The organism is Rhodococcus zopfii NBRC 100606 = JCM 9919 (genome assembly GCF_001895025.1).
Classification (GTDB): domain Bacteria; phylum Actinomycetota; class Actinomycetes; order Mycobacteriales; family Mycobacteriaceae; genus Rhodococcus; species Rhodococcus zopfii.
Map to the genome: position 1 here is coordinate 214,966 of NZ_BCXI01000010.1, position 12,271 is coordinate 227,236.

Sequence of the window (12,271 nt, forward strand, 5' to 3'; positions counted from 1 at the left end):
GGCCCGGCCGACTGTACGCTGCGGACCAGCTAATGACAATCGTTATCGAAAGGTGGTTCCGGTGGATACCAGGACACCGCTGATCGTCGTGTCCGGCCTGCACGGTCCGACCGACCGCGCCGCACGTGCGTTGCTGCGGCCCGGCACCGTCGTCGTGCACCACGACCTCGGCCACATCGACGAAGCCGTCGTGCGGCGCACCGTCACGACCGTCGACGGCGAACAGCTCGACGTCCTCGAACTCGCCCACGGCTGCATCTCCTGCACCCTGCGCGAAGACCTCCTGCCGCTGCTGCGTCGCCTCCACACCCGCAGCTCCGTCGACCGGATCGTCCTGCACCTGGACCCGCAGCTCGAACCCGAGGCGCTGTGCTGGGCCGTCGAACACGTCGTGGTCGCCGGGGTGGTCGGGCAGATCGACGGACCCGCCGCCCGCGACGTCCGGGTCGAGGCCGTCGTGACCTGCCTCGACGCACAGACCTGGCTGGACGACGCCACCGGCGACGTCGACCTGCGGCCCGGCACCGACGACGACCGAACCGTCGCGCAGGTGGTCGTCGGGCAGGTCGAGTTCGCCGACGCACTCGTCGTCGCACCCGGCGCCGACGGCTGGCAGCAGGCCCGCCTGCACGCCGTGCTCAGCCGCCTCGCGCCCGGCGCGCCCATCACCTGGACGGACGAGCCCGACGTCGACGCCCTGCTCGGCCAGGTCCCGCCGACCGCGCGACGCGGCAGCGTCGACGACGCCCACGCCCCGCTGCTGCGGGGGCAGCCCCCGCTCGGCGAGGACTGCGGGGTGCGACTGCTCGAATTCGCCGCGGGCCGGCCGTTCCATCCGCAGCGGCTGCACGAGGCGATCGACGTGCTCCTCGACGGGGTGGTGCGGGCACGCGGCCGCGCGTGGGTCGCCACCCAGCCCGGCAACGCGCTGCTGCTCGAGTCCGCGGGCGGCGGCCTGCGGGTCGCCCATGCCGGGCCGTGGCTCGCGTCCATGACCCCCGAACAACAAGAACGTGTCCCGGCGTCGCGACGCGCGATGGCCGCGCTGCGCTGGGACGAAACCCACGGCGACCGCGACAGCTCCCTCGTGGTCCTCGTCCACGACGCCGACCCCGACGAGATCCTGGGCGCGCTGCGTGCGGCGCTGCTCACCGATGCCGAGTTCGCCGACCCCGACAGCTGGCCCACCTGGGACGACCCGTTCGGCGACTACCACCGCGATCCCTGCGAGGACCTCGAGCTCGGGCTCCGCGAAGACACCGCCGTCGAACCGGCGGCACCACGGAAAGAAGGACAGGCATGAAACCCGGTATCCACCCCGACTACCACCCGGTCGTGTTCCAGGACGCGAACACCGGATCGACGTTCCTCACGCGCTCGACGATCACCTCGGACCGGACCGTCGAGTGGTCCGACGGCCACACGTATCCGCTGGTCATCGTCGACGTCACCAGCGAGTCGCATCCGTTCTGGACGGGAACCGCGCGGGTGCTCGACGCCGCCGGCCGCGTCGAGAAGTTCGAACGCAAGTACGGCAAGCGGCAGCGCCGCGCCTGAAACGGAGGAAGAACGATGGCAGTCCCGAAGCGCCGGATGTCCCGGTCCAACACCCGCAGCCGACGGTCGCAGTGGAACGCGCAGGCCCCCGACCTGGTCCCGGTCACGGTCGGCGGGGTCACCCACCGCGTGCCCCGCCGCCTGGTCCGTGCCGTGACCCTGGGCATCCTCGACCCGCGCGACCTCTGACCGACCCGCCGCCCGGTGGGACCGGATATCGGTTCCCACCCGGAGGGCGGGCGGCGGCCGGATGTCATGGTTACCGAGTGCTCCTGAAGATCCTCGAACTCGTCGGCATCGTGGCGTTCGCGATGTCGGGGGCGCTCGTCGGCGTCGTCAAACGGCTCGACCTGTTCGGGGTCTGCCTGGTGGGGGTGTTCACCGCGGTCGGTGGCGGCATCGTCCGCGACCTGCTGCTCGACATCCATCCGCCGACGTCGCTGAGCAGCTGGCGCATCCTGGGGACCGCGCTCGGCGCGTCGCTTCTCGTCTTCTTCCTGCACCGCGCGGTGTCCAAGCTGACCCGGGAGATCCTCATCCTGGACGCGCTGGGCATGGGGCTCTTCGCGACCACCGGCGCGACCATCGCCCTCGACGCCGGCGCACGACCCCTCGCGGCGGCCCTGATCGGCGCGACCGCCGCGATCGGCGGTGGCATCCTGCGTGACGTCCTGGTCAACGAGGTTCCGCTGCTGCTGCAGCGCGACCTCTACGCGATCCCGGCGCTGCTCGGCGCGGCGGTTCTCGTCGCCGCCCACGAGCTGGGACTCGGCCAGAACCTGTCGCTGGTGCTGGGCACCGTCCTGGCCACGGGTCTGCGATTGCTCGCGCTGTGGCGCGGCTGGAGCCTGCCGCAGCCGCGACTGCCCCGCGAGGACTGACACCTCTCAGCCAGTTCTCAGACGGCCCGGGCCACACTGGTGGGCATGCGCATTCTGGTGGTCGACGACGATCGGGCGGTGCGGGAGTCACTGCGCCGGTCCCTCAGCTTCAACGGCTATACCGTCGACCTGGCCACAGACGGGCAGGACGCGCTCGACCAGGTCACGGTGAGCCGGCCCGACGCGATGGTGCTGGACGTGATGATGCCGCGCGTCGACGGGCTCGAGGTGTGCCGGCGATTGCGCAGCACCGGCGACGACCTGCCGATCCTCGTGCTCACCGCCCGCGACTCGGTGTCGGAACGGGTCGCCGGTCTCGATGCGGGCGCCGACGACTACCTGCCGAAACCGTTCGCGCTCGAGGAACTGCTCGCGCGGCTGCGGGCCCTGTTGCGGCGTGCGGCACCCGATCCGAACCGCGTCCCCGAGGAGACGCTGAGCTTCGAGGATCTGACCCTGAACCCCGATACCAGGGAGGTCACCCGCGGGGATCGTCCGATCAGTCTGACCCGCACGGAGTTCGCCCTGATGGAGATGCTCATGGCGAACCCGCGCCGGGTGCTCACCCGCAGCCGCATCCTCGAGGAGGTGTGGGGCTATGACTTCCCGACGTCCGGCAACGCCCTCGAGGTGTACGTCGGGTATCTGCGCCGCAAGACGGAGGCCGACGGCGAGCCGCGGCTGATCCACACGGTCCGCGGGGTCGGCTACGTGCTGCGTGAGACGCCGCCGTGATCGACGACGGGCAAGACACGGTGAAGCGACCCATGCGGCCTCCGATGCTGCTGACCAGCTCGGTGCCTCTGCGCGTCCGGGTGACACTGCTCGCGGCCGGCGCGGTCGCCCTCGCGGTGGCCGTGACGTCGATCGCGGCGTACGCGGTCGTCGCGCGGGCGTTGTACTCGGATGTGGACAAGCAGTTGCAGGCCCGGGCGTCCGCACTCGTCGAATCCAGCACCCTCATCACCTACGACCCCCGCTACATCGGCGGCGCCAAGCTCTACAGCTCCCTCATCAGCGTCGCGCTCATCTACCCGGATCTCGGCCGGTACGTGCCGCCGGGTTCGACGGTGCCGATCGGCGAACCCGAACTGGAGGTCGCGGAGGGCAAGGCCGAATCGTCGCTGCGGACGGTGTCGCAGCAGCGGGTGCTCGCGCAGCGCATCCCCGACGGCAGCACCGTGGTCATCGCGCAGCGTCTCGAACCGACCGTGCAGATCCTCAATCGCCTGGCCAGCGTGCTGTTCGTGGTCGGCGGGTGCGGGGTGGTGCTGGCCGCGGCGGCCGGCGCGACCGTCGGCCGCACGGGACTGAGACCGATCGCGCGGCTCACGGCCGCCGCCGAACGCGTCGCCCGCACCGACGACCTGCGACCCATCCGGGTGACCGGCCACGACGAACTCGCCCGCCTGACGGAGAGCTTCAACACGATGTTGCGGGCGCTGGCCGAATCCCGGGAGCGGCAGAGCCGTCTCGTCGCCGACGCCGGACACGAACTGCGCACCCCGTTGACGTCGCTGCGCACCAACATGGAACTGCTCATCGCCGCGAGCCGGCCCGGGGCGCCGCAGTTGCCGGACGAGGACATGGCCGAACTGCGCGAAGACGTGGTCGCGCAGATCGAGGAACTGTCGACGCTGGTCGGCGACTTAGTGGACCTGGCGCGCGAGGACGCCCCGGAGACGGTGTTCGAACCCGTCGACATCGCCGATGTCGTCGAACGCAGTCTCGAACGTGCCCGGCGTCGCCGCACCGAGATCGACTTCACCGCGACCACCGAACCGTGGTTCGTGTTCGGCGACCACGCGACGCTCTCGCGGGCGGTCCTCAACGTTCTCGACAACGCCGCGAAGTGGAGCCCGTCGGGCGCCGAGGTGCTGGTGGGGATGTGTCAGCTCGGCACCGGACTGATGGAGCTGACCGTCGACGACGCCGGCCCCGGCATCCCCGAGGAGGAACGGGAGCTGGTGTTCGAACGGTTCTACCGGGCGACGACGGCCCGTTCGATGCCCGGTTCCGGACTGGGCCTGGCGATCGTGCGGCAGGTCGTGATGAAGCACGGCGGCACGATCGCGGTGGACCGGTCCGCGCGCGGTGGTGCGCTGATCCGCATCGTGCTGCCGGGAACCCCCGAACTGTCGGACGGGTTTCCTCCCGGCTTTCCCACAGCGGATTGACAGCCGTTCCCGGGGTTGTTCTAAGTGACTTCTCAGCGAGCAGGTCCACCCTGGATATGTAGGAATCCGAACGTGGACGAACGAGGACGAGATGAGCGACGACCAGAACCCTGGGCAGCCGTACCAGCCGCCGACCACCCCATACCCGGGGTTCGGTCGCACGGAACCTCTCGGTGCGACCTCGCAGCCGGGGCCGCACCAGCCGGGAACGCCGCACCCAGGGATTCCGCAGTCCGGGTTCGCGCAGCCGGGCCATCCGACGGGTTCGCCTCAACCGGGGCAACAGCACTCGCCCCGGCGTGGCCGGGGTGCTCTCGTCGCAGGAGCGGTCGCATTGGCCCTGGTCAGCGGTGGTGTCGGCGGGGTGGTCGGGGCGCTGGCCGTGGGCGGCAACGACGCACCGGTGGTCACCAACTCGCTCGACGCGTCCAGGCCGGACACCACGACGGTTGCGAACGTGCCGGCCGGATCGGTGCAGGCGGTCGCGGAGAGGGTCGTGCCGAGCGTCGTGCGCATCGGCATCGTCGGACGCGCCGGGCAGGGTGAGGGCTCGGGCGTGATCCTGTCGTCCGACGGGCTGATCCTCACCAACAATCACGTCGCCGCCGGCGGCGGACCGGGCGCGGAGCTGACCGTGTACTTCGCGGACGGCAGTTCCGCGCCGGCCACCGTCGTCGGCTCCGATGCGATTTCCGATCTCGCGGTCGTGCGCGCCGAGGGCCGCACCGACCTGACCCCCATCGAACTCGGTTCGTCCGAGGGCCTGCAGGTCGGGCAGGCCGTCGTCGCGGTCGGTTCGCCGCTCGGTCTCGAGAGCACCGTCACCTCCGGCATCGTGTCGGCCCTGGACCGGCCCGTCTCCACCAGCGGCGAGACGGGTAACCAGAACACCGTGATCGACGCGATCCAGACCGATGCCGCGATCAATCCCGGCAACTCCGGCGGTGCCCTCGTGAACATGGACGGCCAGCTCGTCGGCATCAACACGGCCATCGCCACGTCGGGTGGGCAGGCCGGATCCATCGGCCTCGGCTTCGCGATTCCCGTCGATCAGGCTCGTCGTATCGCGCAGGAACTCATCGACAACGGCTCCGCGACCCACGCCATCATCGGTGTGCAGGTGCCGTCGCGGGACGACGCCCGCGGCGCGACGGTCATGGAGATCACCGCGGGCAGTCCCGCCGAGAAGGCCGGTATCCCGCGAGGCTCGGTCATCACGAAGGTTGACGACCGGCTCGTCACCGACGGTGATTCGCTCATCGCGGCGATCCGGTCGCACGCACCGGGCGACACGGTCCGCATCACGTACACCGATGCCCAGGGCAAGAACGAGAACAGTGTCGATGTGCAGCTCGTCGCTGCGGAGACGGGGGGACGATGAACCGGCGGACCGTGGACACCGGCACGCTGACGATCGATATCGGACATACCGCTCGTCTCCTCGACAGGGCCACTACCGTGGGATCCATGGAACTCGAAGCGCCCCGGACCGGCCGTGCACTCGTCGTCATCGTCGACGATCGTGTTGCGCACGGAGACAACCCCGATTCCGCCGGCCCGCTGGTCACGGAACTGCTGCTCGAAGGGGGCTTCGTCGTCGACGGTGTCGTCACCGTCGCGGCCGACGAGGTCGAGATCCGCAACGCGCTCAACACCGCGGTGATCGGCGGCGTCGACCTGGTGGTCTCTGTCGGTGGTACCGGAGTGTCGCCGCGCGACGTGACGCCCGACGCGACGGAGGACGTCCTCGATCACGAACTGAAGGGCATCAGCGAGGCATTGCGGTCGTCGGGTCTGTCGGCCGGAGCCCTGGACGCGGGACTGTCGCGGGGGCTGGTCGGCGTGTCCGGTTCGACGCTGGTGGCGAACCTCGCATCGTCGCGCGCTGCGATCCGCGACGGCATGGCAACGCTGACGCCGCTGGCCGCGCACGTCATCGAGGCACTGTCCCGGTTGGAGGAATGACCGCTGTGGGTGAGGACGCTGTGGGTGAGGACACCGGTAGGGATACCGGGGAAGGTGAAAGCGGGGGTGAAACCGCTCCCGGCAAGCGTCCGATCGACCGGGCCCGGCTGGCACGCATCTTCGGCGACGTGTTGCCCGAGACGACGCGGGACGAGCGGGGTCCGGGGGAAGAGCGGTCGGGGTCCGAGGAATGGCTCCGCCGCCAGGTCCCTCCACACCACGGAAATCTGTGATCTCGGACACTTGTCCATATGCGGATCGGATTGCATTTCAACTGTCGTTCGCCTGCGTGAAACTTTCCCGAAATATATGCATTTGCCACATCGTGGGAATCGGACGCGGTCGAGCGGGGTGCGCGGTGCTCCGCGGTGAACCCCGAAGGGTCGGTGGCCGGCCGGTGTATACGCGTTTACCAGCGGGTATGGGGGAATTGCCCCGATCTCCCGGGGTTTTCAACCGCAGCGGGCACGGTGACGCGGCCCGTGTCGTGACCTAACCGTTATCATTCACCTATGCGAAACCTTGCACGAAAAGCCCGCACAGACTGACCGCAGGGCCCGTGAGGGTAGCCATTGCTGGACATTCGGTCACCGTCTAATCTCTGCACAGGTTCGATTGAGTAAAGACCCGGACGCTATTCCGGGTCTTTAATCACGAATCGGTAACACAGCTACCGTGCGGATGATGTGCGCATCGGCATCGACGGGGGATCTGCCTCGGCGGCGCTCGGTGTGACATGCCTCGCGGGCGACACGACTACTTGTCGGACGCGGGTGCTGAACCCGGCACGCAGAGAATGGATGAGGCATTCATGAAGATTCAGACGCGACGCGGCTTGAGAGCCGCCCGCAACGCCACGGTGGCCGCCGCTGCCGTGGCAGGTCTGGTCCTCGGATCGACGGGCTCGGCGAATGCCGAGGTCAACGATCAGAACCGGATCGTGTCCAATGGCGTCGAGATCGCTGTGTCTCAGGCGGACACCAACATCTGGGGCGTTCCGCCGATCGGCGGCAGCCCGCTGAGCCGCGAATGGTTCCACGACGGCCAAGCTGTCGTGAACGTGACCGGCGAGTCCGCAGAGGACTTCAGCGGCACGGTCCAGTTCGGCTACCAGGTTGCGTGGCCTGCAGCTGTCGACGGTTCGATCGGCTTCGACTGGTCCAGCCCGGACCCGTCTTTCAAGGTCAAGAACTCGCAGGTCGACAAGTACAAGCCGGTCATGGACCGCAACGAGAAGTACGTCGAGGGTGGGGACGAGCCCGAGTTCATTCAGCGCACGGATGAGAAGACAGGCGCCCCGCTGTTCGAGCTCGACGAGGAGGGTTCGGCCGTCAAGACGGACCAGACCCTGACCGTCAAGAGCATCCTTCCCCAGGCCGGCGTGGGTGTCGAGCTGACCCCGGCGCCTGGCATCGAGGAACTCGTCGTTGCCGAAGGCCCCATCGAGGGTGACTACAAGGAGGTCCGGATCGCGGCGTCCCACGGTGCTGCCGCCGGCGTCATCGGCCCGGTGTCTCTGCGACCGTTCGTTCGCGTGCTTTCCGAGAACGGCGACAGCGTCACCACCTACGGCAAGGTCTGGACCCTCTAGTCCGGCATCAGCCACTCCCCGCAGTACATCCCCACCACGAAATACGGAGTAATCATGGGAATCAAGTCGCGTGGCTTCAAGGCCGCTCGTAACGCCGCCGTGTCCGGTGCCGCCGTGCTCGGCCTCGTCCTGGGTGCCACCGGCACCGCGCAGGCCGCCGTCGACGATCAGAACCGCATCGTCTCCGACGGCATCGAGGTCGTCGTGACGCAGGAAGACACCAACATCCACGGTGTTCCCGCGCTGGGTGGCAGCCCCTTCAACCGTGAGTTCTTCCACAACGGTCGCGGCACCGTGAACCTGATCGGCGAGGACGCGGCCGACGCCGAGGGCACCGTGTTCCAGTTCGGCTACCAGTTCGCGTGGGCCGGCAGCATCGACGGCTCGATCGGCGTCTCCTACTCGACTCCGCAGCTCGAGGCCGAGGTTGGCGTGCCGATGCCGGTCCCGGAGGCCACGCTCACCGTCACCGACATCCTCCCGCAGGGCCACGCCGAGCTCGAGCTGTCCCCGGCTCCGGGCATCGAGGAGCTCGTGGTCTCCGAGGTCGAGTTCGACGGCGATTTCAACACCGCCCAGTTCTCCAACGTCCACGGCACCGCGTCCGGCGTCATCGGCTCCGTCCAGGTCCGTCCGTTCGTCCGCGCGATCACCGCGAACGGCGACAACGTCACCACCTACGGCAAGCCCTGGACCGTCTGAGACAGTCCGGCATCACGCCGAACAAAGGCTGGGCCCCTCGGAATTCCGAGGGGCCCAGCCCTTTTCGCGCTCGTCCTACGGCACGCGGGAGGTCTACGGCTTCGGGACGTCCTTCGCGTGCGCGCCGGCCTGACCGGCCTGCACCTCGAGGATGTCGCGGATCTGGATGAGAAGATCCTCCGCGCTGGCCTTCTCGTCGGACTTCTCCGTCGCGAACCGCTTCTTCGCGGCGTTGGCCGGAACGATCAGCACGAAGTACACGACCGCCGCGATGATGGCGAAGTTGATGGCCGCCGAGACGACCGCGCCGATGTTGACGAACGTGGCGGGGTTGTCCGCGAGGATCTGGAAGCCCCAGCCCATATCGTCGTCGCCGCCGAGCGCGGCGATCAGCGGGTTGATGATGTATTCGGTGAAGGCCGTCACGATGGCGACGAACGCGGTGCCGACGACCACCGCGACGGCGAGGTCGAGAACATTGCCTCTCAGCAGGAAATCCTTGAAGCCCTTCAGCATGGTCCGCTCTCCTCGGGTATGTGGTGTCGGTCACATGTACACGGGTCCGAGGGAACCATAAACCAACTGCCCGGTTCGCACAGCTCAGTGCGATCGGTTCGCGCAGCTCAGTGCGATCGGTTCGCGCAGCTCAGTGCATCGGTTCGCACAGCTCAGTGCAACGTCACGGTGAGCGCGCTGACCAGCGACGCCGCCGCGACCGCCGTCGCCTGCTCCGGCGCCAACGCCAGCAGAACCACACGTTCACGCTGGTCACGGGCTCTCTCCGCGGTGTGGGCGAGGACGACGGTCGCGCCCGTCGCCAACACCTGCGCGCTGGGGGAGAGATCTTCGGACCCGGGCGCGACCGTGAGGACGTCGACGAGATCGCCCTCGCGCAGCAGATCGCCGACACCCGCGTCGGCCAGCCGGATCGGCACCACACGCGCATCCGGATTCCCGGTCGCCGCACCCGCCAGGCGCGGGCCGAGCATCCGCACCGAGACGAGCGTTTCGCCGGCGGGGACAGGTCCGGACAGCGTGTGGCCGACGGCGTCGGAGAGAGCGGTGAGAGCGCCGGACGGCACCGATGCCGATTCGCGGTCGACGAGTTCGACATCGTCGAGCGTGAGAGTGTGCCCGGGACTCAGATCGCGGACGGCGACGACGGCGGGGGACCGGCCGCTCGACGGCCCGTCCCGCAGTGCCGCGACGACGGCGACGAGCGTCAGCAGTGCGGCGACGCCGCGCCGGGCCGCGACCGTGCGCGCCCAGCCCGGCCGCAACAGCGTGCTCGCGCGATCGCCGAGGGTGGGCCGCAGGGAGGTCGTTGCGCGAGGCGCACCGGGAGGGCGGAGCCGCGAGCGGGGCGGAAACGGAAAAAGACCGGCAGGCATTGCCGAACCCTACGAGTTCGGCCGTGCCTGCCGGCCTCGTGAAGCGTGTATTACGGGCGGGCTGTGGACGAACGGTCCGCCTGTGGACAACTCGCGATCAGCTCGCGGCAGCCGCCGGGGCCGCGGTGCTCTTCGACGTCGACGAGCTGCTGCTCGAGGAGTCGGACTTCGCCGGCTCGCTCGCGGTGCTGCTGCCGCCACGCGAATCGGTGCGGTAGAAACCACTGCCCTTGAAGACGACTCCGACGGAGTTGAACAGCTTGCGCAGCTTGCCGGTGCACTCGGGGCACTCGGTGAGAGAGTCGTCGCTGAACGACTGCACGATGTCGAAGCGGTTGTCGCAAGCCGTGCAGGCATATGAATAGGTGGGCACCGGTGAATCCTCCGCGCGTTTGAAAGTAAATCGCAGCTTTAGCACTCTACAGCCGACAGTGCCAACGGCGCCAGTGTGAGATCTATTCCGCCAGGGCGGTCAGCCCGCCGCCCGGGGTCAGGGCGTGCGTCATCCGGATGTCGTGCGGATCCTCGGGCAGTTCGTCGACCAGCTCCTCGTCGCGCACGACCGCGATCAGCCGGGCCGCCGGATCGGCCAGGTGCAGCGTCCGGTCGTAGAACCCGGCGCCGCGGCCCAGCCGGACACCGCGCCGGTCGACGGCCAGCGCCGGCACCAGCACCACCGACGCCTGCAGCACGGTCTCCGGTGCCAGCACCGGGCCGCGGGGTTCACGCAGCCCGAAATCCGCTGTGACGAGATCGTCCTCGCCGGTGTACTCGGCCCACTCGAGCGCACTGTCCGTGCTGGTCAGCGGCACCAGCACGCGGTTCCCCTCATCCCGCAGGGCATCGAGCAGCGTCAGCGACCCCGGTTCCGAACCCACCGGAACGTACGCGCAGACCGTCGTCCCGGACGCGGCGAGGACGCGGGCCGATGCGGTCAGCGCATCGTTCTCGACGCGGCGCTGCGCGTCGCTGCGACTGCGCCGGGCGGCGAGGATCGATGTCCGCCAGACGGCCTTGGATCGTGCCTGCACACCGGCCACCTTAAGATCGTGAGGGGCTACCGCGCGGTAGCGAACGTTAGGGTGGGAGTCTATGACGAACAAAACGACCGACGGCGTCCGACATTTCCGGACGGCAGTCGTCCCTGCGGCAGGGATGGGCACGCGGTTTCTTCCGGCGACCAAGACCGTGCCGAAGGAACTGCTCCCGGTCGTGGACACCCCCGGCATCGAACTCGTGGCCGGTGAAGCCGCCGAATCCGGTGCCGAACGACTGCTGATCGTCACGTCACCCGGCAAGGACGGGGTGGTCGCACACTTCGTCGAGGATCTCGTGCTCGAATCCAAGCTCGAGGAAAAGGGCAAGTACGAGCTGCTCGCCAAGGTCCGCAAGTCGTCCGGGCTGCTCGAGGTGCAGTCCGTCATCCAGGAACAACCGCTCGGACTCGGCCACGCGGTCGCGTGCGCGGAAGCGGCGCTCGATCCCGACGAGGACGCGATCGCGGTGCTGCTGCCCGACGACCTCGTGCTGCCCGTCGGGGTCCTCGAGACCATGCAGCGCGTACGCGCCAAGCGCGGCGGCTCGGTGCTGTGCGCGATCGACGTGCCCAAGGATCAGGTCAGCGCGTACGGAGTGTTCGAGGTCGAGACCGTGCCCGACGCCACCAACCCCGACGTCCTCAAGGTCCTCGGCATGGTCGAGAAACCGGCCGTGGAGGAGGCTCCGTCGACGTTCGCCGCCGCAGGCCGCTACCTGCTCGATCGTGCGGTCTTCGACGCCCTGCGCCGCATCACCCCCGGCGCCGGCGGCGAACTCCAGCTGACCGACGCCATCGCCCTGCTCATCAAGGACGGTCACCCCGTCCACGTCGTCGTGCATCGCGGTACTCGACACGACCTCGGAAATCCCGGGGGCTACCTGCGCGCTGCGGTTGACTCTGCGTTGAACACCGAGGAATACGGTCCGTCTTTGCGTCAGTGGCTCACTGAGCGCCTCGAACGCTGACGG

15 protein-coding genes are annotated in these 12,271 nt (G+C 68.8%); 11 read left to right on the forward strand and 4 right to left on the reverse strand.

What is annotated here, in order from left to right; genetic code table 11:
* The first annotated feature begins 61 nt into the window (after positions 1–61).
* The 10 genes from mrf to RZ1_RS07475 all read left to right on the forward strand — a co-directional run bounded on the left by mrf (position 62) and on the right by RZ1_RS07475 (position 8,873).
* Positions 62–1,303, forward strand: coding sequence for a ribosome hibernation factor-recruiting GTPase MRF (mrf, locus tag RZ1_RS07425; RefSeq protein ID WP_072810543.1), 1,242 nt, complete (start codon positions 62–64; stop codon positions 1,301–1,303).
* On the forward strand, positions 1,300–1,557 hold the full coding sequence (locus tag RZ1_RS07430) for a type B 50S ribosomal protein L31 (RefSeq protein ID WP_072810545.1): 258 nt from the start codon (positions 1,300–1,302) through the stop codon (positions 1,555–1,557). The genes mrf and RZ1_RS07430 overlap by 4 nt, the downstream gene beginning before the upstream one ends.
* Positions 1,558–1,572: 15 nt before the next feature.
* Positions 1,573–1,746 carry a 50S ribosomal protein L32 gene (gene rpmF, locus RZ1_RS07435; RefSeq protein ID WP_072810547.1) on the forward strand — a complete coding sequence of 58 codons (174 nt, stop codon included), beginning with the start codon at positions 1,573–1,575 and terminating at the stop codon, positions 1,744–1,746.
* A 77-nt stretch (positions 1,747–1,823) separates the two neighbouring features.
* On the forward strand, positions 1,824–2,438 hold the full coding sequence (locus RZ1_RS07440) for a trimeric intracellular cation channel family protein (protein WP_072810549.1): 615 nt from the start codon (positions 1,824–1,826) through the stop codon (positions 2,436–2,438).
* Between the two features lie 45 nt (positions 2,439–2,483).
* Positions 2,484–3,173, forward strand: coding sequence for a response regulator transcription factor (locus RZ1_RS07445; RefSeq protein ID WP_072810551.1), 690 nt, complete (start codon positions 2,484–2,486; stop codon positions 3,171–3,173).
* Between the two features lie 32 nt (positions 3,174–3,205).
* Positions 3,206–4,615: a HAMP domain-containing sensor histidine kinase gene (locus tag RZ1_RS07450; protein ID WP_072810684.1), complete on the forward strand. Its 1,410-nt coding sequence runs from the start codon at positions 3,206–3,208 to the stop codon at positions 4,613–4,615.
* Between the two features lie 91 nt (positions 4,616–4,706).
* Positions 4,707–5,996 (forward strand): S1C family serine protease, encoded by a 1,290-nt coding sequence (locus tag RZ1_RS07455; RefSeq protein ID WP_083583564.1) that lies wholly within the window; start codon positions 4,707–4,709, stop codon positions 5,994–5,996.
* Positions 5,997–6,082: 86 nt separating this feature from the next.
* Positions 6,083–6,580, forward strand: coding sequence for a MogA/MoaB family molybdenum cofactor biosynthesis protein (locus RZ1_RS07460; RefSeq protein WP_169917879.1), 498 nt, complete (start codon positions 6,083–6,085; stop codon positions 6,578–6,580).
* A gap of 811 nt (positions 6,581–7,391) precedes the next feature.
* Positions 7,392–8,171 (forward strand): MspA family porin, encoded by a 780-nt coding sequence (locus RZ1_RS07470; RefSeq protein WP_072810556.1) that lies wholly within the window; start codon positions 7,392–7,394, stop codon positions 8,169–8,171.
* A 54-nt stretch (positions 8,172–8,225) separates the two neighbouring features.
* Positions 8,226–8,873, forward strand: coding sequence for an MspA family porin (locus RZ1_RS07475; protein ID WP_072810558.1), 648 nt, complete (start codon positions 8,226–8,228; stop codon positions 8,871–8,873).
* 93 nt (positions 8,874–8,966) lie between these two features.
* On the opposite strand, the gene mscL is transcribed toward RZ1_RS07475, so the two are convergent.
* The 4 genes from mscL to RZ1_RS07495 form a co-directional block, all read right to left on the reverse strand.
* Positions 8,967–9,389: a large conductance mechanosensitive channel protein MscL gene (gene mscL / locus RZ1_RS07480; protein ID WP_072810560.1), complete on the reverse strand. Its 423-nt coding sequence runs from the start codon at positions 9,387–9,389 to the stop codon at positions 8,967–8,969.
* 152 nt (positions 9,390–9,541) lie between these two features.
* Complete coding sequence (locus RZ1_RS07485) at positions 9,542–10,264, reverse strand: SAF domain-containing protein (protein WP_072810562.1); 723 nt, start codon at positions 10,262–10,264, stop codon at positions 9,542–9,544.
* A 97-nt stretch (positions 10,265–10,361) separates the two neighbouring features.
* A complete protein-coding gene (locus RZ1_RS07490; RefSeq protein WP_072810564.1) occupies positions 10,362–10,637 on the reverse strand; it encodes an FmdB family zinc ribbon protein in 276 nt (91 codons plus the stop codon).
* A gap of 82 nt (positions 10,638–10,719) precedes the next feature.
* Complete coding sequence (locus tag RZ1_RS07495) at positions 10,720–11,295, reverse strand: 5-formyltetrahydrofolate cyclo-ligase (protein WP_072810687.1); 576 nt, start codon at positions 11,293–11,295, stop codon at positions 10,720–10,722.
* A gap of 61 nt (positions 11,296–11,356) precedes the next feature.
* Here RZ1_RS07495 and RZ1_RS07500 point away from each other — a divergent pair, with 61 nt between their 5' ends.
* Entirely contained in the window at positions 11,357–12,268 is a 912-nt protein-coding gene (locus RZ1_RS07500) for a UTP--glucose-1-phosphate uridylyltransferase (RefSeq protein WP_072810566.1), read from the forward strand.
* The last annotated feature ends 3 nt before the right edge of the window (positions 12,269–12,271 follow it).

Bases quoted from the DNA above. Each gene is read 5' to 3' on its own strand.
- RZ1_RS07430 (WP_072810545.1), top strand. From the start codon at position 1,300: ATGAAACCCGGTATCCACCCCGACTACCACCCGGTCGTGTTCCAGGAC.
- rpmF (WP_072810547.1), top strand. From the start codon at position 1,573: ATGGCAGTCCCGAAGCGCCGGATGTCCCGGTCCAACACCCGCAGCCGA.
- RZ1_RS07445 (WP_072810551.1), top strand. From the start codon at position 2,484: ATGCGCATTCTGGTGGTCGACGACGATCGGGCGGTGCGGGAGTCACTG.
- RZ1_RS07450 (WP_072810684.1), top strand. From the start codon at position 3,206: ATGCGGCCTCCGATGCTGCTGACCAGCTCGGTGCCTCTGCGCGTCCGG.
- RZ1_RS07455 (WP_083583564.1), top strand. From the start codon at position 4,707: ATGAGCGACGACCAGAACCCTGGGCAGCCGTACCAGCCGCCGACCACC.
- RZ1_RS07460 (WP_169917879.1), top strand. From the start codon at position 6,083: ATGGAACTCGAAGCGCCCCGGACCGGCCGTGCACTCGTCGTCATCGTC.
- RZ1_RS07470 (WP_072810556.1), top strand. From the start codon at position 7,392: ATGAAGATTCAGACGCGACGCGGCTTGAGAGCCGCCCGCAACGCCACG.
- RZ1_RS07475 (WP_072810558.1), top strand. From the start codon at position 8,226: ATGGGAATCAAGTCGCGTGGCTTCAAGGCCGCTCGTAACGCCGCCGTG.
- mscL (WP_072810560.1), bottom strand. From the start codon at position 9,389: ATGCTGAAGGGCTTCAAGGATTTCCTGCTGAGAGGCAATGTTCTCGAC.
- RZ1_RS07485 (WP_072810562.1), bottom strand. From the start codon at position 10,264: ATGCCTGCCGGTCTTTTTCCGTTTCCGCCCCGCTCGCGGCTCCGCCCT.
- RZ1_RS07500 (WP_072810566.1), top strand. From the start codon at position 11,357: ATGACGAACAAAACGACCGACGGCGTCCGACATTTCCGGACGGCAGTC.